Source organism: Pseudomonas sp. LBUM1645 (assembly GCF_059716185.1).
On the sequence record NZ_CP166811.1, the window covers coordinates 4844604 to 4864704 of the forward strand.

General features: G+C 59.3%; 17 protein-coding genes, 3 tRNA genes and 1 pseudogene. 11 read left to right on the forward strand and 10 right to left on the reverse strand.

Annotated features, from left to right (window positions below; all coding sequences use genetic code 11):
• Positions 1-36 precede the first annotated feature (36 nt).
• The 3 genes from ACA079_RS21895 to gltX form a co-directional block, all read right to left on the reverse strand.
• Positions 37-112 (reverse strand) — tRNA-Glu (locus ACA079_RS21895).
• A 79-nt stretch (positions 113-191) separates the two neighbouring features.
• Positions 192-267 (reverse strand) — tRNA-Ala (locus tag ACA079_RS21900).
• 190 nt (positions 268-457) lie between these two features.
• Positions 458-1939, reverse strand: coding sequence for a glutamate--tRNA ligase (gene gltX / locus ACA079_RS21905; protein ID WP_497700918.1), 1482 nt, complete (start codon positions 1937-1939; stop codon positions 458-460).
• A 219-nt stretch (positions 1940-2158) separates the two neighbouring features.
• On the opposite strand from gltX, the gene ACA079_RS21910 reads away from it, so the two are divergent.
• Together ACA079_RS21910 and ACA079_RS21915 are read left to right on the forward strand one after the other, a co-directional pair.
• The gene (locus tag ACA079_RS21910; protein WP_497700919.1) at positions 2159-3208 is read left to right on the forward strand and encodes an HlyD family secretion protein; all 1050 of its coding nucleotides are present in this window, start codon (positions 2159-2161) and stop codon (positions 3206-3208) included.
• Complete coding sequence (locus ACA079_RS21915; protein WP_497700920.1) at positions 3198-4748, forward strand: MDR family MFS transporter; 1551 nt, start codon at positions 3198-3200, stop codon at positions 4746-4748. The genes ACA079_RS21910 and ACA079_RS21915 overlap by 11 nt, the downstream gene beginning before the upstream one ends.
• A 105-nt stretch (positions 4749-4853) precedes the next feature.
• Here ACA079_RS21915 and uvrB read toward each other — a convergent pair whose 3' ends face one another.
• On the reverse strand, positions 4854-6869 hold the full coding sequence (gene uvrB, locus ACA079_RS21920; RefSeq protein ID WP_149631826.1) for an excinuclease ABC subunit UvrB: 2016 nt from the start codon (positions 6867-6869) through the stop codon (positions 4854-4856).
• Positions 6870-7206: 337 nt separating this feature from the next.
• Between uvrB and ACA079_RS21925 the strand changes: the two genes are divergently transcribed.
• Together ACA079_RS21925 and ACA079_RS21930 are read left to right on the forward strand one after the other, a co-directional pair.
• Positions 7207-8403 carry an amino acid aminotransferase gene (locus ACA079_RS21925; protein ID WP_497700921.1) on the forward strand — a complete coding sequence of 399 codons (1197 nt, stop codon included), beginning with the start codon at positions 7207-7209 and terminating at the stop codon, positions 8401-8403.
• A 237-nt stretch (positions 8404-8640) separates the two neighbouring features.
• On the forward strand, positions 8641-8841 hold the full coding sequence (locus ACA079_RS21930) for a hypothetical protein (protein ID WP_095128607.1): 201 nt from the start codon (positions 8641-8643) through the stop codon (positions 8839-8841).
• On the opposite strand, the gene ACA079_RS21935 is transcribed toward ACA079_RS21930, so the two are convergent.
• Positions 8838-9068, reverse strand: coding sequence for a hypothetical protein (locus ACA079_RS21935; protein ID WP_033061947.1), 231 nt, complete (start codon positions 9066-9068; stop codon positions 8838-8840). The genes ACA079_RS21930 and ACA079_RS21935 overlap by 4 nt on opposite strands.
• A gap of 227 nt (positions 9069-9295) precedes the next feature.
• Here ACA079_RS21935 and ACA079_RS21940 point away from each other — a divergent pair.
• A tRNA-Asn gene (locus ACA079_RS21940) sits at positions 9296-9371 on the forward strand.
• A gap of 191 nt (positions 9372-9562) precedes the next feature.
• On the opposite strand, the gene ACA079_RS21945 is transcribed toward ACA079_RS21940, so the two are convergent.
• On the reverse strand, positions 9563-11080 hold the full coding sequence (locus ACA079_RS21945; RefSeq protein WP_497700922.1) for a nucleobase:cation symporter-2 family protein: 1518 nt from the start codon (positions 11078-11080) through the stop codon (positions 9563-9565).
• 200 nt (positions 11081-11280) lie between these two features.
• Here ACA079_RS21945 and ACA079_RS21950 point away from each other — a divergent pair, with 200 nt between their 5' ends.
• The 3 genes from ACA079_RS21950 (at position 11281) to ACA079_RS21960 (ending at position 12784) form a co-directional block, all read left to right on the forward strand.
• Positions 11281-11727: a hypothetical protein gene (locus tag ACA079_RS21950; RefSeq protein WP_497700923.1), complete on the forward strand. Its 447-nt coding sequence runs from the start codon at positions 11281-11283 to the stop codon at positions 11725-11727.
• Positions 11724-12176, forward strand: a complete 453-nt coding sequence (locus ACA079_RS21955) for a hypothetical protein (RefSeq protein WP_497700924.1) — start codon at positions 11724-11726, stop codon at positions 12174-12176. The genes ACA079_RS21950 and ACA079_RS21955 overlap by 4 nt, the downstream gene beginning before the upstream one ends.
• 122 nt (positions 12177-12298) lie before the next feature.
• Positions 12299-12784 carry a hypothetical protein gene (locus ACA079_RS21960; RefSeq protein ID WP_497700925.1) on the forward strand — a complete coding sequence of 162 codons (486 nt, stop codon included), beginning with the start codon at positions 12299-12301 and terminating at the stop codon, positions 12782-12784.
• Positions 12785-12787: 3 nt separating this feature from the next.
• Here ACA079_RS21960 and ACA079_RS21965 read toward each other — a convergent pair whose 3' ends face one another.
• The 3 genes from ACA079_RS21965 to ACA079_RS21975 form a co-directional block, all read right to left on the reverse strand.
• Positions 12788-13615: an arylamine N-acetyltransferase family protein gene (locus tag ACA079_RS21965; protein ID WP_497700926.1), complete on the reverse strand. Its 828-nt coding sequence runs from the start codon at positions 13613-13615 to the stop codon at positions 12788-12790.
• Between the two features lie 110 nt (positions 13616-13725).
• Positions 13726-14520 (reverse strand): exodeoxyribonuclease III, encoded by a 795-nt coding sequence (locus tag ACA079_RS21970; RefSeq protein ID WP_497700927.1) that lies wholly within the window; start codon positions 14518-14520, stop codon positions 13726-13728.
• A 99-nt stretch (positions 14521-14619) separates the two neighbouring features.
• Entirely contained in the window at positions 14620-17190 is a 2571-nt protein-coding gene (locus ACA079_RS21975) for a bifunctional diguanylate cyclase/phosphodiesterase (RefSeq protein ID WP_497700928.1), read from the reverse strand.
• Positions 17191-17428: 238 nt separating this feature from the next.
• Here ACA079_RS21975 and ACA079_RS21980 point away from each other — a divergent pair, with 238 nt between their 5' ends.
• From ACA079_RS21980 to ACA079_RS21990, 3 genes are all read left to right on the forward strand, one after another.
• Positions 17429-18001, forward strand: coding sequence for a GNAT family N-acetyltransferase (locus tag ACA079_RS21980; protein WP_497700929.1), 573 nt, complete (start codon positions 17429-17431; stop codon positions 17999-18001).
• Between the two features lie 70 nt (positions 18002-18071).
• Positions 18072-18554 carry an HIT family protein gene (locus tag ACA079_RS21985; protein WP_497700930.1) on the forward strand — a complete coding sequence of 161 codons (483 nt, stop codon included), beginning with the start codon at positions 18072-18074 and terminating at the stop codon, positions 18552-18554.
• Positions 18555-18641: 87 nt separating this feature from the next.
• The gene (locus ACA079_RS21990) at positions 18642-18980 is read left to right on the forward strand and encodes a hypothetical protein (protein ID WP_497700931.1); all 339 of its coding nucleotides are present in this window, start codon (positions 18642-18644) and stop codon (positions 18978-18980) included.
• Positions 18981-19110: 130 nt separating this feature from the next.
• Here ACA079_RS21990 and ACA079_RS21995 read toward each other — a convergent pair.
• A pseudogene (locus tag ACA079_RS21995) lies at positions 19111-20046 on the reverse strand (DUF1254 domain-containing protein); the annotation flags it as partial.
• Between the last annotated feature and the right edge of the window lie 55 nt (positions 20047-20101).

Below are 20101 nucleotides of genomic sequence, written 5' to 3' on the forward strand. Positions count from 1 at the left end.
GCGGAGCGACATCTTGCAACATCGCTTCTGTAAAACTGGCGTCCCCTAGGGGACTCGAACCCCTGTTACCGCCGTGAAAGGGCGGTGTCCTAGGCCACTAGACGAAGGGGACGCAAACCCTTCTATACAACAGATCAACGCTGAGAGTTGATCGCTTCAAGGCCGGTGTGGCCAGACCTTGAAGTGTAAATTGGTGGAGCTAGACGGGATCGAACCGTCGACCTCTTGCATGCCATGCAAGCGCTCTCCCAGCTGAGCTATAGCCCCTCATCGCTGAGGACGGGGCGAATCTTAATGGCGCATCGGAAGGCTGTCAAACTTATTTTTAAAATATTTCAAAGTTTTTTGCCGACATAACAATCACTTACCGCCCTCCCCCTGAAAAACCGGGGTGGCGCCGAAGAGCAGGATCAAAAGATCGCAGCCTTCGGCAGCTCCTACGCAGGATCAAACAACCTTAGGCGATGTTGCCCAAGAGTTTTTCCCACTCCTTGTTTTCCTTCTTCGACACGCCGCCCAGCAAGTCGATCGCCTGGCGCAGACGGAAACGGGTCAGGTCCGGGCCAAGGATTTCCATCGCATCGAGCACCGACACCGAGCTGGCCTGGCCAGTGATCGCGGCAAACATCAGCGGCATGGCGTCACGCAGCTTCAGCTCCAGGGATTCGACCACCGCTTGGATCGTTGCGGTGATGCTGTCCTTCTCCCACTGACGCAGGCTTTCCAGCTTCCACAGGATCAACTGCATCAACTGACGGACCTGATCGCCCGACAGCTTCTTGGATTCAAACAGCTTGGCGTCCGGGTTCACGCCACCGGCGAAGAAGAAACCGGCCAGCGGTGCGACCTGGCTGAAGGTTTCAACCCGACCCTGCACGTGCGGCGCGATCTTCATCATGTATTCCGGGTTCAGCGCCCATGTTTGCAGGCGCGAAGCGAACTCTTCCACCGGCAAGTCACGCAGCCATTGGCCGTTGAGCCACGACAGCTTCTCGATGTCAAAAATCGGCCCGCCGAGGGAGACGCGGCTCAGGTCGAAGTTGTCGACCATTTCCTGCAGCGAGAACTTCTCGCGCTCGTCCGGCATCGACCAGCCCATGCGACCGAGGTAGTTGAGCATCGCTTCCGGCATGAAGCCCATACGCTCGTAGAACGTCACCGAGGTCGGGTTCTTGCGCTTGGACAGCTTGCTCTTGTCCGGGTTACGCAGCAGCGGCATGTAGCACAGCTCCGGTTGTTCCCAGCCGAAGTATTCGTACAGCAGGATCAGTTTCGGTGCCGATGGCAGCCACTCTTCGCCGCGCAGAACGTGGGTGATGCCCATCAGGTGGTCATCGACGACGTTGGCCAGGAAGTACGTCGGCAGGCCGTCGGTCTTCATCAGTACTTGCATGTCCATGCGATCCCACGGGATCTCGACGTCGCCACGCAGCATGTCCGGCACCACGCAAACGCCTTCGCTCGGCACTTTCATGCGGATTACGTGCGGCTCGCCGGCAGCGAGGCGGCGTGCAACTTCTTCTTTGGGCAGCAACAGCGCACGGCCGTCGTAACGCGGGGTTTCGCCGCGGGCCATTTGCTCGGCTCGCATCTGGTCCAGCTCTTCGGCGGTGCAGAAGCACGGGAAAGCGTGGCCCATCTCGACCAGCTGCTGGCAGTACTTCTGATAGATGTCGCCACGCTCGCTCTGACGGTAAGGACCGTGCGGGCCGCCAACATCCGGGCCTTCGCTCCAGTCGATACCCAACCAGCGCAGGGCGTCGAAAATCTGTTGTTCGGACTCGCGGGTCGAACGCAATTGGTCAGTGTCTTCGATCCGCAGGATGAACTCACCGCCGTGCTGCTTGGCAAAGCAGTAGTTGAACAAAGCGATGTAAGCGGTACCTACGTGGGGATCCCCGGTAGGCGATGGCGCGATGCGAGTGCGGACGGTGGTCATGGCAAGTCTCGAAATGAAGATAAAACAAAGGGCGAATGGTAACAGGCGTTGCCCGCCCGGCTCCAGTGAGCAGGGCATTTAAGCCAAGGTTGCGTCTACAACGGGCTCTAGCCTTGGTGAATGGCCGATTATCAGCCGATGGCATTTACCCATCATTCGCTGTATGCCAGATTTGACCGCTGATAACTTTCCTTACAATTTCTCGACTACAGTCTGCCCATGCCTGCCCAACTCAAGCGTCGCCTGTCTATTTTCCTGCTGCTCGTCCTGCTGATTGCCGGGGGCTTTTTCGCCCAGTGGTTCTTCAAGGGGCGATTCTATGAAAGCACCGACAACGCTTATGTCCAGGGCGAGATCACCCGCGTGTCGAGCCAATTGGGCGCGCGCATCGAACAGGTGCTGGTGCAGGACAACCAGCACGTCGAGAAAGGCCAGCTGCTGATCAAGCTCGAAGGCGATGACTTCCACCTCGCCGTCGACCGCGCCAATGCCGCCCTCGCCACCCGTGAAGCCGAACGCCTGCAAGCCCGAAGCAAACTGACTCAGCAAGCCAGTCTGATCGCCGCCAGCGAGGCGCAAGTCGCCTCCAGCCAAGCCAGCCTCGGTCGTTCGCAGATCGATTTGTCTCGCGCGCAAACCCTGCGCAAACCCGGCTATGTCTCGGAAGAACGGGTGACCACCCTCTCCGCCGACAACCACATCGCCCGCTCGCAAGTGACCAAGGCCCAGGCGGATGCACAAAGTCAGCGCCAACAAATCAACTCGCTTGCCGCCGAGATCAAACGCCTCGACGCCATGATCGCCAACGCTAAAACCGATCTGGCCCAGGCCGAACTGAACCTGACCCGCAGCGAAATCCACGCACCGATCAGCGGCCTGGTCGGCCAGCGCGCTGCCCGCGAAGGCCAGTACGTGCAGGCAGGTGCTTACCTGATGTCGATCGTTCCGGATCAGGACATCTGGATTCAGGCCAACTTCAAGGAAACCCAGATTGGTCACATGCAGCCCGGCCAAAAAGCCGAACTGATCTTTGACGCCTACAGCGACATGCCAATCGATGCGCGAGTCGACAGCCTGTTCGCCGCCTCGGGCGCGCAGTTCAGCCTGTTGCCGCCGGACAATGCCACCGGCAACTTCACCAAAGTCGTACAACGGATTCCGGTAAAACTGACCTTCGCCGCGAACAATCCGCTGCAAGGCAAGATTCGTCCGGGCATGTCAGTCACCGCCAAAGTGAACATCAAAGACGCCCCTGACGATGGCCGGTGATCAACTGATCCGCCCGGTCGGCGAACCGACCCGGCGGGACTGGATCGCGGTCATGAGCGTGATGCTCGGCGCCTTTATGGCGGTGCTCGACATCCAGATCACCAACTCGTCGCTCAAGGATATTCAGGGCGCGCTGTCGGCGACCCTGGAAGAAGGCTCGTGGATTTCCACCTCCTACCTGGTGGCGGAAATCATCATGATTCCGCTGACGGCGTGGCTGGTGCAGCTGCTCTCGGCGCGGCGGCTGGCGGTGTGGGTGTCCCTCGGATTTCTCGCTGCTTCCCTGCTCTGCTCCATGGCGTGGAGCCTGGAAAGCATGATCGTCTTCCGAGCCTTGCAGGGCTTCACCGGCGGCGCGCTGATCCCGCTGGCGTTCACCCTCACGCTGATCAAACTCCCCGAACACCACCGCGCCAAAGGCATGGCCATGTTCGCCATGACCGCAACCTTCGCGCCCTCCATCGGCCCAACACTCGGCGGCTGGCTGACCGAGAATTGGGGCTGGGAATACATCTTCTACATCAATATTCCTCCAGGGCTGATCATGATCGCCGGTCTGATGTACGGCCTGGAGAAGAAAGAAGCCCACTGGGAACTGCTGAAAAGCACCGACTACATGGGCATTCTCACGCTGGGCGTCGGCCTCGGTTGTTTGCAGGTGTTTTTGGAGGAAGGCCATCGCAAGGACTGGCTGGAATCGAGCCTGATCGTGACCCTGGGCAGCATTGCGCTAGTCAGCCTGATCACCTTTGTGATCGTGCAGACGTCCAAGCCCAATCCGCTGATCAACCTCGGCATCCTGCGCAATCGAAACTTTGGTTTATCGAGTATTTCCAGTGTCGGGATGGGTGTCGGATTGTACGGCTCGATCTACCTGTTGCCGCTGTACCTGGCGCAGATCCAGAACTACAACGCCCTGCAAATCGGCGAAGTGATCATGTGGATGGGTGTGCCACAGCTGTTTCTGATTCCGCTGGTGCCGAAGCTGATGAAGTACGTCTCGCCGAAATGGCTGTGCACGCTGGGTTTCGGGCTATTTGGATTGGCGAGTTTTTCATCGGGGGTGTTGAACCCGGACTTCGCCGGGCCGCAGTTCAATCAAATCCAGATCATCCGCGCGCTGGGCCAGCCGCTGATCATGGTGACCATCTCGTTGATCGCCACTGCCTACATCCTGCCGCAGGACGCAGGTTCGGCGTCGAGTCTGTTCAACATCCTGCGCAACCTCGGCGGCGCGATTGGCATCGCCCTCCTCGCCACGTTGCTGGATGCGCGAACCAAGACTTACTTCGATTATTTACGTGAAACGATTGTGCCGACCAACCCGCAGGTGGCCGAGCGCATGGCGTCGCTGACGGATCGGTTTGGCAGTGAGACGGCAGCGCTGGGCAAGCTCAGTGAAATCGCGCATCAGCAGGCGTCGATCATGGCTTACAACGATGCGTTTCACTTTGTCGGGATTGCGCTGGGGATCAGCATGCTGGCGGTGTTGTTGACCAAGGCGTTGCCGGCGGGATTGAAGGCTGGGGAAGCGCATTAAGACCGAGGCGCCGCCATCGCGAGCAAGCTCGGCTCCTACAGGATAGGTGATCACCTGTAGGAGCCGAGCTTGCTCGCGATGGCGGCCTATCAGGCACCGCAAATCTCAGACGGTAATCAACCGCTCACGCAACTTGCCAATCTCGTCGCGCATCTGCGCCGCTGCTTCGAACTCCAGGTCGCGGGCGAGTTGGTACATTTTCTCTTCCAGCGCCTTGATACGCTTGGCGATCTCGCCCGGCGAGCGCAATTCCGCTTCGTACTTGGCGTTTTCCTCGGCGGCCTTGGCCATGCCTTTGCGCTTCTTGCTGCGCGAACCCGGCACGGTGGCGCCTTCCATGATGTCGGCAACGTCCTTGAACACGCCTTTGGGCGTGATGCCATTGGCCAGGTTAAAGGCGATCTGCTTGTCGCGGCGACGCTCGGTTTCGCCGATTGCCCGTTCCATGGAACCGGTGATGCGATCCGCGTAGAGAATCGCCCGACCATTGAGGTTACGCGCCGCCCGGCCGATGGTCTGGATCAGCGAGCGTTCGGAACGCAGGAACCCTTCCTTGTCCGCATCGAGGATCGCCACCAGCGAGACTTCCGGCATGTCCAGGCCTTCACGCAGCAGGTTGATCCCCACCAGCACATCGAAGGTACCCAAACGCAGATCGCGGATGATTTCGACCCGCTCCACCGTGTCGATGTCCGAGTGCAGATAACGCACCCGCACGCCGTGGTCGGCCAGGTAATCGGTCAAGTCTTCGGACATGCGCTTGGTCAGTGTGGTGACCAGCACCCGCTCCTCCAGCGCCACGCGCTTGCCGATTTCCGAGAGCAGATCGTCGACCTGAGTCAGCGCCGGGCGGATTTCGATTTGCGGGTCTACAAGGCCAGTCGGGCGGACCAGTTGCTCGACCACGCGACCGGCGTGTTCTGCCTCGTAATTGCCCGGTGTGGCCGAGACAAAGATTGTCTGCGGGCTGATGTTTTCGAACTCGTCGAAACGCATCGGCCGGTTATCCAGCGCGGACGGCAGACGGAAACCGTATTCCACCAGCGTCTCTTTACGCGAACGGTCGCCCTTATACATGGCGCCGACCTGCGGCACGCTGACGTGGGATTCGTCGATCACCAGCAAGGCGTCAGCCGGCAGGTAGTCAAACAAAGTCGGTGGCGCCTGGCCGGATTCACGGCCCGACAGGTAGCGCGAGTAGTTTTCGATGCCGTTGCAGTAACCCAGTTCGAGGATCATCTCCAGGTCGAAACGGGTGCGCTGCTCCAGGCGCTGGGCCTCAACGAGTTTGTTGTTGGAGCGCAGGTAGTCCAGACGCTCCTGCAACTCGACTTTGATCCCTTCGACGGCACCCAGCAGGGTTTCCCGTGGGGTCACGTAGTGGCTTTTCGGATAGAACGTGAAACGCGGCAGCTTGCGAATCACTTCGCCGGTGAGCGGATCGAAGGCGGACAGGCTCTCGACTTCGTCATCGAACAGCTCGATGCGGATCGCTTCGAAATCGGATTCCGCCGGGTGGATATCGATCACATCGCCGCGGACCCGGAAGGTCGCACGGGCGAACTCCATGTCGTTGCGGGTGTATTGCAGATCCGCCAGGCGACGCAGCAACGCACGCTGATCGAGTTTGTCGCCGCGATCCACGTGCAGCACCATTTTCAAATAGGTTTCCGGACTGCCCAGACCATAGATGCACGACACGGTGGTGACGATGATCGCGTCCTTGCGCTCCAGCAGTGCCTTGGTCGCCGACAATCGCATCTGCTCGATGTGATCGTTGATCGAGGCGTCTTTCTCGATGAAGGTGTCCGACGACGGCACATACGCTTCGGGCTGGTAGTAGTCGTAGTAGGAAACGAAGTATTCGACCGCGTTGTTCGGGAAGAACGCCTTGAACTCACCGTACAACTGCGCGGCCAGGGTCTTGTTCGGCGCCAGCACCAGGGTCGGACGCTGAATCTGGGCGATCACATTGGCGATGCTGAAGGTCTTGCCCGAGCCGGTCACACCGAGCAACGTCTGGTGCGCCAGCCCGGCTTCGATGCCCTCGACCATCAGGCGGATGGCTTCCGGCTGATCGCCGGCGGGCTCGAAGCGGGTGACTAGCTGGAATTCAGACATGAAAAACCTCTGGGTTCGCGCCTGTCCGGGCGAACCGGGCAGCAACGGGAAAGACCGCAAACGACCGATGTCGCCCGAGGAAAAAACTGGATTGTGCTCAATGTGGAGCCGATTGCCCTCGCTTTCAAGGCAAACGTCCTACATCGGGTAAAACCTTTGACGATGCCAATCGACTAACGGTCGAGAAATAATCGGAAAAACTTACCGTAAAAGCCGAATCGTCTGTCGCCATCAATCGCAGATGGCCTCTATACTAGCTCCCCGTTTGTGCACCGCTCTAGTGCATTCGGCTGGAGCGCGACACGTCCCTCCACTTTCCATTCAGAGCCGCCGCAAAATGAGCCTGTTCTCCGCTGTCGAAATGGCACCTCGTGATCCAATCCTGGGCCTCAACGAAGCATTCAACGCCGATACCCGTACCAACAAGGTCAACCTGGGGGTCGGTGTTTACTGCAACGAGGAGGGGCGAATTCCACTCCTGCGCGCCGTTGTCGAAGCCGAGACGATTCGCGTCGCTCAACACGCTTCCCGTGGCTACTTGCCAATCGACGGTATTGCCGCCTACGACCAGGCCGTACAGAAACTGCTGTTTGGCAATGACTCGCCACTGATCGCCGCTGGCCGCGTCATCACCACCCAAGCCGTTGGCGGTACTGGCGCGCTGAAAATCGGTGCCGACTTTCTCAAGCAACTGCTGCCAAACGCTGTCGTGGCGATCAGCGACCCGAGCTGGGAAAACCACCGCGCGTTGTTCGAAACGGCCGGTTTCCCGGTGCAGAACTATCGCTACTACGACGCCGCGACCCACGACGTGAACCGCGCTGGCTTGCTGGAAGACTTGAACGCCCTGCCGTCCGGCTCCATCGTTGTCCTGCACGCTTGCTGCCATAACCCGACCGGCGTGGACCTGAGCCCAGCGGACTGGAAAAACGTTCTGGAAGTGGTGAAAGCCAAAGGTCACGTACCGTTCCTCGACATGGCCTACCAGGGCTTTGGCGATGGTATCGACGAAGACGCCGCTGCCGTGCGTCTGTTCGCTGAATCGGGCCTGACCTTCTTTGTCTCCAGCTCGTTCTCCAAATCCTTCTCGTTGTACGGCGAGCGCGTTGGCGCCCTGTCGATCGTCAGCGAATCGAAAGAAGAAAGCGCGCGCGTGCTGTCGCAGGTCAAACGCGTGATCCGCACCAACTACTCCAACCCGCCGACCCACGGTGCAAGCATCGTCGCCGCTGTACTGAACAGCCCGGAACTGCGTGCTCAGTGGGAAGAAGAACTGGCTGAAATGCGCCTGCGGATTCGCGGCATGCGCATCCAGATGGTTGAGCAGTTGGCAAAACAAGCTCCACAGCGTGATTTCAGTTTCGTCGGTCGTCAGCGCGGCATGTTCTCCTACTCCGGCCTGACGGTTGAGCAAGTGACCCGCCTGCGCAGCGAGTTCGGTATCTACGCCCTGGACACCGGCCGCATCTGCGTCGCCGCGTTGAACCAGAGCAACATCGACGTTGTGACCAAGGCCATCGTTGCGGTGATCTGAGTCGTGCGGTGATACGAAAAACGGGAAGCCAAATGGCTTCCCGTTTTTTATTTGTCTCAGATAAATCCCAGCACAGCAAACGACCGCTCTAGACTGCACACATATTAAATGTGGGAGCTGGCTTGCCTGCGATAGCGGCCGGCCAGCCAACATCAATGTTGAATGTGATGGCCTCATCGCGAGCAAGCTCGCTCCCACAGGTTTTATGTACACCCGAGAATTCTTACGAGAGCCAACATGAAAAACGATGACCTACGCGCCGACCGCGATGAGCTGGACCACTTCGTGCCTCGCACCCCGGCCAAACGCAGTAACAACCTGGTGATGCAAGTCGCTGCCGGCGTGTTTCTCGGCGGCCTGGCCTTGTGGCTGGTGCAACTGGCCGCAACGATGCTGTACGCCAAGCTGATGCTCGCCACTGTCACCTTCGGCGGTTAGGCCAGTTCGGTTGCGCGCTGGCTGGCAGCGTCGTCATAGGCGACGTAGAGCGATTCGGCGACCTGGCTTTTGATGGCCTTGGCGCTTTCCAGGCCCAATACAAAACCTTCGGCCTTGCCACCGGCACGGTTCAATTCGTCAGCGGTGCTGGCCTGAGTAATTGCGTCGAACAGTTTTTCGGCGTGAGGGCCGACGCCTTTGGGCAGGCTGATCTGAGCGATGCTCATGCGAACACCCCGTTGTGACGAGGTGTGGTGGTTGGGTGATTCATGGCGCGTACCTTTTCGGCGAATGGCCGGCAGCGCGTGTAACCACTTCCGGGCGGCCATGGTAGTCCTCTGAGGCGATTCTGGTAACCGCCCACGGTCGATAAACCACCGTCCGTCCCCATGAATCCATCAATCCGCTAACAGGTGCTTGACTTCTCTTTTTGAATCAGTAACATACACGCCATTCCGCGATAGCTCAGTTGGTAGAGCAAGTGACTGTTAATCACTGGGTCCCTGGTTCGAGTCCAGGTCGTGGAGCCAGACAGCAATATCGAAAAGCCCCTGAATCGAAAGGTTCAGGGGCTTTTTTGTGGCCGGTAAGAAAGTCAAAAGATCGCAGCCTGCGGCAGCTCCTACAGGGGAATCGCGTACACCCGTGATTCATCGGGCGAACACAAACTCTGTAGGAGCTGCCGCAGGCTGCGATCATTTGATCCTGCGGCTATAAGCCGTCAGACATGCTCACTGCTTTTCGCATGGCTGGGGTGGTGCTCGTCCGATGCATGAACCGCCTCCACCACCGGAATCTCATTCCCGTCGCAGTCACGCAGTTTGCCTTCGCTGAAATAATCCCCTTCGCGCAACGCTGCCAGATCCTGATAACGCAGGACGCGCTCAGTACCGGCCGCAAACACTGACTGCTGATCCGAGTTACCGGCAGTGAGGTGGTTGAAGGTCAGGTTCAGCACGATCGCCATGATCGCCGACGAGCTGATACCCGAGTGGAAGATCGTGGCGAACCAGCTTGGGAAGTGGTCGTAGAAGTTCGGTGCAGCGATGGGGATCATGCCGAAGCCGATGGACGTGGCGACGATGATCAGGTTGACGTTGTTGCGGTAGTCGACCTTGGACAGCGTACGAATACCGCTGGCCGCTACGGTGCCGAACAGCACGATACCGGCGCCGCCGAGGACCGAAGTCGGTACAGCGGCGATGACGCGCCCCATAAACGGCAGCAAACCGAGGATCACCAGAAACAAACCGCCGGTAGCCACCACGAAGCGGCTCTTGATGCCGGTCACCGCCACCAGCCCGACGTTCTGGGCGAACGCGCTTTGGGTGAAGGAGCCGAAGATCGGCGCGATCATGCTCGACAGCATGTCGGCGCGCAGGCCGTTGCCCAGGCGTTTGGAATCGACCTTGGTGCCGATGATTTCACCCACCGCCAGGATGTCAGCCGAGGTTTCCACCAGGGTCACCATGACGACGATGCACATCGACAGGATCGCAGCGAAATGGAAGGTCGGCATGCCGAAATGGAACGGCGTCGGGAAGCCGAACATCGGGCCTTGAGTGACAGACGAGAAGTCCGCCATGCCAAGGAACACTGCGATCACCGTGCCGATAACCATCGCCAGCAGGATCGACAAACGAGAGATGGTCGCGCTGCCGACCTTGCTCAACAGCAGAACCAGCACCAGCGTCACCGCCGCCAAACCGATGTTCGCCATGCTGCCGAAGTCCGGGGCATGGCTGTTACCGCCCATGGCCCAGCGTGCAGCGACTGGCATCAGCGTCAGGCCGATGGTGGTGATCACAATGCCCGTGACCAGCGGCGGGAAAAACTTGGTGATTCGCGAGAACACCGGCGTGATCAGCAGGCCGATCAACGACGCGGCAATCACCGCCCCGAGAATCGATTGAAACCCGCCCTCCCCGCCACTGCTGACAATCGCCACCATCGTCGCGACACCAGAAAACGACACGCCCTGTACCAGCGGCAATTGGCAGCCGAAAAACGGTAAACCCAGGGTTTGCAGCAATGTCGCCAGCCCCCCTGCAAACAATGAAGCAGCAATCAACAAACCGATGTCCGCCGGCGAGAGCCCGGCCGCCTGGCCGATGATCAAAGGCACCGCAACGATGCCGCCGTACATGGTCAGAACGTGTTGCAGGCCGTAAGCCATATTCGCGCCGACCCCGAGATTTTCATCCTCAGGCCGTTGGTGTGAAACATGGGGCGTTTTCATGGTTTGGGGGGTTCCCTGGTTTTTGTTGTGCGCACACTGTATGCAAGACTCAGGACAAATGTCTATAGAGTTGTATACAACTAATCAGTCAGATGATGGACACATGGCCATTTCACACCTGAGCCTTGCGCCGCACCTTCCCTGATAAACTCTGCCGCTCCGCACTCTGGCGGACAATTACGGACATGGAAGCCGCCACCTTGAATAACCGCTCAGCACTCGAACACCTTGCCCGGATCCTGCCCCTGACCTTTGGCGCGTTTTGCACCGTGGTCGCCGTGCAAGCCCTGGCCATTGCCCTACCCTATGCCATGGATTCCGCCGACCTGGAGGTTGGCCTCTGGGTTGGTGTCGGCGTCTTTGTGCCCTTTTTGGTCGGAGGCGTGGTCTTCGGCATGGTGCCGCTGCTCGCGGGCTTCACGCCGCTGTACGCCTGGCTCAGCGCCAAGGGTTACGCCAACTGGGTGACTGGCGTGTTGGCTGGAGTGGCGATCGCCGGGCTGGTCTGTCTTCACCCTAAATTGCGGTTGCTGTGGTCGTTCTGGCTGATCGATGGCGCGGCAGTCGGGCTGATCACCCACTGGGCGTGGCGCCGAGTCCAGAAAATCCAACATGACGCAACATCCCGGGCCCTCTCACGACCATGAACACCCTTGAGCGATTCGCCCTTTGGCAGCCTGAAGCCCCCGACGACCCGAACCCCGAAGCATCAACGTTGATCATCGACGGCCACCGCTCAGCGCTGGCCATTTCTGGTCGCACGCTGCTGCGCCAATACGAAACCGCGTCCGGCTATCTGTTGGTGACCGACTTCGACTGCCCCTTTGAAGAAGCCGTGTGCTTTTCGTTGATCAGTAAAGACCTTCAAAACGTATTGGGCGAACACGTCGTCGGATGCATGTACAGCTCGTACTATCTGGATGAGCTGGTATGGCTGGATGAGGCGCACTTTTTCGCGACCTTTGCGGGCCTGGCCGATTATCGGTTTTACTTCACGATTCGCCGGTTCGGCATCCCCTGGATTTACCCGCGACTGGGCGTGGCGTGCAGGCGCTTTCATCCCAAGAGTGGAACGTGGCGGCGGGATATTCGTTAAAACGCGAGCCAGCGAGACTCATAGTCGGCGAAGCCAAAACCTCCCGGCAACATGACGCAAGGCAAGACGTGCACTACCTTGATAGAGGTACGCTCTCACTGAGACCACGATAGGACATCGACATGAGCAAGGCTGACCAACTCGCCGCAAAACTGAAGCAAACCCAGCACTCCAGCGCCGACGAGACACTTCGTGCAGATCACCAGATAGACAGCTGGCCTGCGCAGGTTTACGAGCTGTACCACCTCATCGAAACCTGGCTGGCGCCGCTCAGCGAAGCCGGGCTGAACATTCGGCGAGTGCCGACGCACGTCTTCGAGAGTCATCCCGATGGAGCGACCTACGACTACGCCATCGACCAGTTAGTGATTGAAGGCAACCACCACAGCATCACCTTCGACCCCGTCGCTCGTTTCACTGAGGACGGTGCCGGGCGGGTCGAGATCCGCACCCAAGGGAAAGCACTCTCGATGCTGCGAACCGTGAGCGAACACGGCGAGACACAGTGGTGGCTGCAGGCGATCGATCAATCCGGGCAACAGCCGGATGCGATTGCCATGACCGAAGACAATCTGCTTTCGGTGGTGCAGGAGGGGCTGCAGCTGTGAGGTTCAGGGCTGTTGAATCAGCCCTTCAATAACCCGGCGCAACGCCGCCTCCCGCGGCACCCGAATGTCGAATTCGCTGTGCAACAACCCCAGCAATTCACCCACATCCGTCACCTGCCGCCGTTCAGTTTCACTGCCGATCCGATGAATCGCAAAACTGCCGTTGTTCAGCGTGCGGCGCCACCCTTCGCCGGTGCGCGCCACCATCAGCTGCCTGGCGAACGACGATTCGGGATGGGTCGAGACGTACCAGTTGCCGACGGCGTAATCGATGTCTTCCTGGCGCTGCAAATCGAAAATGTACATCGCCCGCCATTCGCCGCCGACGTTAGCGCGCAGGGTGTAGCCATCCTCGTGCTGCTCGATGCGATAGGGTTCGTGAGGTGTGAACTGTTCAGCCGGGGTATCGAGCAGCAGCGGTGCGGTGGGCACCATGCCGCCGAAGCCGACGTCGGTGATGTAGCGCACGCCGCCCAGGGTTACGAGGCTCAAGCGGTGCGTACGGGCGGTCCATGCGCCTTCGGGTTGGCCCATGACCACTCGGCCGGAGAGGCCGCGAGCGTCGAAGCCCAGCGTCTGGAGCAGCGCCAGGAACAGGTTATTGAGTTCGTAGCAGTAACCACCGCGGCCATCGTGCAGGACCTTTTGCTCGATGGACGGCAGGTCGATGAGCACTGGTTGGCCCGACAACGTGCTGAGGTTTTCGAACGGAAAGGCGCCGGTGTGGCGCAGTTGAAGTTGGCGCAGGGTGTCCAGGGTCGGCGCCGGAGGCGCGTCGAAGCCCAGGCGTTGCAGGTACAACGCAAGATTGCTCAGGTGTGGCTCGCTCATTGCTCAGTCCTTATGCATGGGGCCGGATTTCTCCGCTGATGGGCGCCATGTATAAGGGATAAAGCAGCTCGACTGACAATTGATTTAGCCAATCGCCGCACACCTAAAGATCAACGCAGCTTGCGCGAACTCAAGCGAATCCACGTCGGCGCATGATCACTTGCGTGGGGCTCGTTGCGAACCCAGGCATCGACTCCGGCCTCCTGCAGATAAGGGCTCAGCGCCGGGTTAAGCAACAGATGATCGATGCGCAGCCCTGAGTTCTTTTGCCAGTGCTGGCGAAAATAATCCCAGAAGGTATAGAGCCGATCCTCTGGATAAAGATGGCGCAAGGAGTCGGTCCAGCCCTGGTTCAGCAGGCGCTGATAACACTCGCGGCTTTCAGGTTGCAGCAACGCATCCTTCAGCCAGGATCGCGGGTTGTAGATGTCCAGGTCGGTGGGCACCACGTTGTAGTCACCGGCCAGGACCACGGGATGCTCACTGGCCTGAAGCGTCTGCGCGTAGTGGATCAGCCGTTCGAACCACGCCAGCTTGTAATCGAACTTCGGCCCCGGCTGCGGGTTGCCGTTGGGCAGGTACAGGCAGCCCACCAGAATCCCGTGCACGGCGGCCTCCAGATACCGGCTATGGGTGTCGCTGTCATCACCCGGCAGGCCTCGACGACTCTCCAGCGGCTGAGCATCCCGCGCCAGAATCGCCACCCCGTTCCACGAAGACTGACCTTGCCAGATCGCGCCGTAGCCAGCGGCCTCAAGCTCGGCGGCGGGGAAAGCACTGTCGACCGACTTGAGTTCCTGCAAACAAGCGATGTCCGGTTGCTCTCGCTCAAGCCAGGCCAGCAAGTTCGGCAGTCGGGCGCGCATGCCGTTGACGTTGAATGTCGCGATTTTCAGGTTCTTCATGGGCCAACGCTCGCAACGCAGGGTCGATATCCAGTTGTGACCGGGGGTGCGTCCCGGCAGTTGCCTCTACGAGCGAGTCAGGCGACTAAAGGCACGCCCCTACACTGGAAACTCGTCATGCGACGCCTTGAGCAATGGCAGCAACGCCTGCTTTTCCATAGGCCGACTCAAGTAGAAACCCTGCACTTCATTGCACTGGTCCGAGACCAGGAAGTCCAGTTGCTCCAGAGTCTCGACGCCCTCTGCCGTCACGGTCAGGCCCATGGCTTTGCCCAGGTTGATGATCGCCTGCACCACGGCGCGGTCATTGCCGCCGCCGCTCATGGACGAGATGAAGCGCTTGTCGATCTTGATCCCGTCGAACGGGTACGTGCGCAAGTAACCCAGGGACGAATAGCCGGTACCGAAGTCGTCCATGTTCAACCGCACGCCCAGTTCCTTGAGCGCATTCATGGTCGCCAACGCGCCCTCCACATCGATGAGCATCACGTTTTCGGTGATTTCCAGTTCCAGACGACTGGCCGGCAAACGGGTCTGGATCAATGCCTCCCTGACGTCCTCCACCACATCGCTGCGGGCAAATTGAACAGGCGACAAATTGACCGACACCATCAACGCACCGGGCCAGGTCAGGGCCGTTTCACAGGCTTCGCGCAACACCCAGCGCCCCAAAGGCACGATCAGGTCAGTCTGCTCGGCCAAAGGGATAAACTCGTCGGGGCTCAGCAGCCCCTGTTCCGGATGCTGCCAGCGCAGCAACGCTTCCACCGAAACCACCTGCTTGCCGCCCATGTTGTAGCGCGGCTGGTAATGCATCACGAACTCGTTGTTCTTGATCGCCCGGCGCAAGTCGTTTTCCAGTTGCCGACGGTGCTGGATCTGATCGTTCATGTGCGGCGCAAAGTAGCACCAGGTCTTCTTGCCGTTGGATTTAGCCTGGTACAGCGCAATGTCGGCACACCGGATCAGCTCATTGGGAATGTGACCCTGACGCCGACTCAAGGCGACACCGATGCTCGCCCCGATGTGCAGCGTGTGATGCTCGTAACGAATCGGCTGCTGCAGGCTCTCGAGCAAACGTTCGCAGAACCGGTCGATTTCGGCGTGGCTGTCCATGCCGTTGAGCACCAGCACAAACTCATCACCACCGAGCCGGGCGACCAGATCGATGTCCCGCGTGCACTCGCGCAATCGGGTGGCCACTTCCAGCAGCACGGCGTCGCCAGCCGGGTGACCAAGGGAATCGTTGATCGGCTTGAAGTTATCCAGATCGATCATCAACAGCGCCAGCGCTGCCGAATGCCCTTTCTGCGCCAGGGCCTCATCAAGGAAACGCGCCAGTTTGTTTCGATTCGGCAGCCCCGTCAGGGCATCGTGCAACGACAGATGCTGGATCTGGGCATGGGCGGCGACTTCATCGGTGATGTCGCTGGCCGTTCCGCGATAGCCCAGCACCGCGCCCTTGCGATGGATCGGTCGTGCCGAAACCCGGCAAATACGCTGTTGGCCCGACTGATCGCGATAGGAGCAGCGCAAATGGCTGACGGGCTGTTCTTCATTGAGCTTATGCAGCCACTGGGACAAGGGCAGCGTATCGCAATTGAGCAGTTGCCCGATGTCCTGCCCTATCCATTGCTGATCGGAAAAACCGGTGACGGTGGCGAAACGTCCTGACAGATAAGAGATGCAATGCTTGTCGTCGATTTCCCAGATCCAGTCGGAAGCGGCCTCAGCCACGGCACGAAAACGCTCTTCACTGGCCTCCAGCGCCTGGTTCGATAAATCGAGGCTGGTGTAGCTGGCATCCACATGCCCGGACGTGCGCAAGACATAGCGGAAAAAATAAGCGGTCAACAACGCCAAGACCAAAAGCGCGCCGCCCAATGGCGGCAGCAGCGACCAGAGTAACTGGTGACCCGGTTGCTCAAGTCGGGAAACCAGGCTGTAACCGGTGCCCGCCAGTGCCACGGCTGGCCTGTCGGGCGAGATGGCGTTATTAGGCGCCAGGTTTAAATCATGCAAGCCGTAATCGGCGCTCAGGGCGATGAGCTTGTCAGGGCTTAATTGGTCGACGAACACCAGCACCGAGGTGCTTTGAGGATCGACCGCCGGCCTTTCGTCATTGGGGACGATCGCGGCAGCCGTCAGCAATGCCGGTTTGCCCTCGAACAGCGTGAACTGGCTGATCGGATCAATGAGGCTTTCCTGACTCTGGACTGCCTGTATCAGCGTCGCCATCGATGCCGAAAGATAGGTGGTCGCCGCCTCTTGCACCTGAACCCCGCGCACCACGGCGTATTTGGTTTGCTGATGATCGACCACGAAGACACCATCGTAGTGATCGATGCTGAACAAGGTTTTGCCCAGGTTCTGCTCGACGTAAGCCCACTGCACATCGACCTTGCCGTTCAAGTGGTCGTAAGCGGTCGTCCAGTTTGCATAGCTGGCGACGTAGTTTTTCGAGGCGGTGATGCGATTTTCCAGCGCACGCTGGGTATAGAACGTGGTCTTGGCCAGGTCCTGGGCGTCCAGCCGCCCGGCAATGTTGAACAAGGCCAACAGGGCAATCAGCACAGCCAGAACAAACAGCAAGCCGACGACCAACACCAGGTTACGGGTTATCGGCGTATGACGGGGAGCGGCGACGGTGGTAACGGCGGTCATATCCATGCACTTGATCCTGTCAATCGATTGCCTGATCGGGATGCGACGCTCGCAATGCTTTTTTTAACAGGGCACTCGCCGAACGTTCATTGACCATAGCAGCCATGCTGGGCCCTGACGCCTGGATAACGCAAGGCATTGCCGCAATTGAAGAACCGATAACACAACCATTGCCAATCGACGGCCGCTGCCCTGTAATTGTACGCATCGCCCGCGTACCTTTTGATGCCGAGAATGCCTGCTGATGGACACACTGGAAGGTCAACGAATCTGCCTGCGCCCCCTGCAATTGAGTGATGCCGATGCGCTGGTCAATGCCGCGCAGGACGGTGAACTGTGGAACCTGACCGTCACCGTCGTGCCGTCGCCGACCACCGTCGACAGCTACCTCAAGAAAGCCCTCGACGGCCGGGATGCCGGCACTGTGCTGCCCTTCGTCATCGTGCTCAAGGACACCGGCGAGGTCATCGGCTCGACGCGCTTCTGGAAAATCGACCGGCTCAACCGCAAGCTCGAAATCGGCAGCAGCTGGATCTGCGCCCGCTGGCAGAAAACCTTCGTCAACACCGAAGCCAAATACCTGATGCTGCGGCATGCGTTCGACACGCTGGATTGCGTGCGGGTGCAATTCACCACCGACGAAAACAACCAGAAGTCACGTAACGCGATCCTCAGGCTCGGCGCGCAGCAAGAAGGCATCGTGCGCCACGAACGGATCATGCCGGACGGACGCAAGCGCAACTCGGTGCGGTTCAGCATCATTGATGATGAATGGCCGCAGGTGCGGCTGAACCTCGAACAGAAGCTGGCCGAATAACACCTTCGCTGACACCTTGCTTGGGTGCGTCGCTATCGTTTGTTATCGCGCAAGAAAAGGAAGTCATGACATGCCCCTCATCCCCCAGCACTTCATCCTCCATGAAACCGAACACTGGGTCGTCAACCACCGTCTCAACTCGGCACTGCCTGGTTACGTGATGCTCGGCGCCCGAGCGAACGTCAGCGCGCTCCACGAACTGCCCGAAAGCGCCCTCGCCGAGTTCGGCCCGCTGCTGGCGAAAACTCAACGGATTGTCGAAACGTTGTTCAAACCCAAACGGCTGTACATTGGTCGATATGGACATGAGCCCGGCCATCCGATTCACTTTCATGTCATACCGATCTACGACTGGGTCGAGGATTTGTTCTGGCAGGATGAACGCTACAGAGTGCTCGAGACCTTCTCATCCCCCCACCCGGAAATCATCACCGATGGTGCCGAGCTGACGCTGTTTGTATGGCGTGAGTTTTGTGAACGGCCTGATCCGCCGACTGCACCGGAAATGACAGTAGAAGCAGCGATCAGCCACCTGCGCGAGGCTTTCGCCTGAAACGTACGCCGACCACTCGTCAACCAATCGGCAACCGCCCTGCCCTTCATACCAACATCAGGTAACGACTCATCTTGGAGACGCACCATGATGACCATCAAAATGACTTCGCTGTTACTGGCTGGAGTGCTGTCCGCCATGTCCGTCGGCATTTTTGCAGCCTCAGGCGATGGCGCTGATGCGACCGGTACCCCATCGGGTTCAATCGGCCGCTCGACAATGGCGCCCAACAATAACCTTGGCCAACCCTCGAGCGACCATAACGCTAGCGGCGGCAATAGCGGATCGGGCTCGTCGGGTGGCGGAAATGGTGGCAATGCCGGGAACAGCGGCTCTGGCGCGGGAGGAGGCACGGGCGCGGCGGGCGGTGGAACGGGCGGTGCCGGCGGCGGAACGGGCAGCTGGACGCGTAGAGACAGCCGATGATTGCAGATCGTCGGCTGCTGTCAGTTGGGTGCTACACACCGGCATGTGACCGCCGGCAGGTTCCACTTGCCGCTCAACACCTCGGGCTTGGGCCCATACAAACGCATGGTCAGATTGAACCTACCCTTCGCCCGTTGACCACACGAGTGAGCGTTGGAACCTTCCACGTCTTCAGCGCCTGTGCGTCCTCGGGCACGGTCTGCAGCGCTGCTTTGATTTCAGGGTCCAGCGCATCCATGTTGAAGGATTTTCCGGGCTCGATACCGATACGCTTCATCTGCGCCAGGATCGGTTGATCACTGATGTGCGCAGGGTGCACTTTGAGCAATTCGGCGGCGTAGGCGAAGTAGTCGGCCGCCGACATTGAGTCGACCTGGATCTTTGGCGGGGTCTTCATGTCCACGACCGGGTCAATGTTCACGCTGGCCGGCTCGGGGCTTTTACCCAGCCGAGACAACGGTGTCACGGTGTAGCCAGCCTGAATTTCGTGCACGGCCGCGTAGTCCGCAGCGCCGTTGGTCTTGGTGCGGCCAATGACCCAGACAAAGGGCGTAGGCGCCGGCAGATGGTTCAGTCCGGCAGGCACCGTCCCGGTCCAGCCCGGCGGTGTCACCAGAAACTGCCCCGCTTGGGTGCCCGTGGTGCGCCAGCCCGGTGAGGCGAATACATCGGTCCACATGTCGAGCATCGGCAGCAAGTAAAAACGCCCGGCCGTATCGGGCGCCGCGATCACCAGCGGTTCTTTGGTCAAATCCAGCCAGGCAATGGAATACAAGGTGTCGACGTTCGAGCGCACCACCCCTTTGAAATCTGCAGGTGGATACTGCGGCACGCTGACAAAGGTATTCATCGGACCTTTACCGAATTCCTTACCCGATTCGATGTTGGTGAATTGCTTGCGGGTGATGTCCATGGTCAACAGCGGATACAAATGAAGGTAGGCATCCACGCCGATGGAGTGTGCTTCTTCGGCAGTGACTTTCGATTGAGCATGGCTCGCGAGCGGAAAGATGACGCAGGCTGCAACGGTTAGAGCAACGGCTGTCAATGCTTGAGTAATCAACATTTTGACGATCATCCGTGCGGTGGGGAGGCCTGCCAGGATCGGCAGCGTTACCGCA

What these genes read in the sequence shown, in the direction of transcription:
- ACA079_RS21925 (WP_497700921.1), top strand. Translation starts at nt 7,207, where the DNA reads ATGAGCCTGTTCTCCGCTGTCGAAATGGCACCTCGTGATCCAATCCTG.
- ACA079_RS21970 (WP_497700927.1), bottom strand. Translation starts at nt 14,520, where the DNA reads ATGAAGAACCTGAAAATCGCGACATTCAACGTCAACGGCATGCGCGCC.
- ACA079_RS21985 (WP_497700930.1), top strand. Translation starts at nt 18,072, where the DNA reads ATGCCCCTCATCCCCCAGCACTTCATCCTCCATGAAACCGAACACTGG.
- ACA079_RS21975 (WP_497700928.1), bottom strand. Translation starts at nt 17,190, where the DNA reads ATGGATATGACCGCCGTTACCACCGTCGCCGCTCCCCGTCATACGCCG.
- ACA079_RS21915 (WP_497700920.1), top strand. Translation starts at nt 3,198, where the DNA reads ATGGCCGGTGATCAACTGATCCGCCCGGTCGGCGAACCGACCCGGCGG.
- ACA079_RS21965 (WP_497700926.1), bottom strand. Translation starts at nt 13,615, where the DNA reads ATGAGCGAGCCACACCTGAGCAATCTTGCGTTGTACCTGCAACGCCTG.
- ACA079_RS21990 (WP_497700931.1), top strand. Translation starts at nt 18,642, where the DNA reads ATGATGACCATCAAAATGACTTCGCTGTTACTGGCTGGAGTGCTGTCC.
- ACA079_RS21930 (WP_095128607.1), top strand. Translation starts at nt 8,641, where the DNA reads ATGAAAAACGATGACCTACGCGCCGACCGCGATGAGCTGGACCACTTC.
- uvrB (WP_149631826.1), bottom strand. Translation starts at nt 6,869, where the DNA reads ATGTCTGAATTCCAGCTAGTCACCCGCTTCGAGCCCGCCGGCGATCAG.
- ACA079_RS21960 (WP_497700925.1), top strand. Translation starts at nt 12,299, where the DNA reads ATGAGCAAGGCTGACCAACTCGCCGCAAAACTGAAGCAAACCCAGCAC.
- ACA079_RS21910 (WP_497700919.1), top strand. Translation starts at nt 2,159, where the DNA reads ATGCCTGCCCAACTCAAGCGTCGCCTGTCTATTTTCCTGCTGCTCGTC.
- ACA079_RS21945 (WP_497700922.1), bottom strand. Translation starts at nt 11,080, where the DNA reads ATGAAAACGCCCCATGTTTCACACCAACGGCCTGAGGATGAAAATCTC.
- ACA079_RS21980 (WP_497700929.1), top strand. Translation starts at nt 17,429, where the DNA reads ATGGACACACTGGAAGGTCAACGAATCTGCCTGCGCCCCCTGCAATTG.
- ACA079_RS21955 (WP_497700924.1), top strand. Translation starts at nt 11,724, where the DNA reads ATGAACACCCTTGAGCGATTCGCCCTTTGGCAGCCTGAAGCCCCCGAC.
- ACA079_RS21935 (WP_033061947.1), bottom strand. Translation starts at nt 9,068, where the DNA reads ATGAGCATCGCTCAGATCAGCCTGCCCAAAGGCGTCGGCCCTCACGCC.
- gltX (WP_497700918.1), bottom strand. Translation starts at nt 1,939, where the DNA reads ATGACCACCGTCCGCACTCGCATCGCGCCATCGCCTACCGGGGATCCC.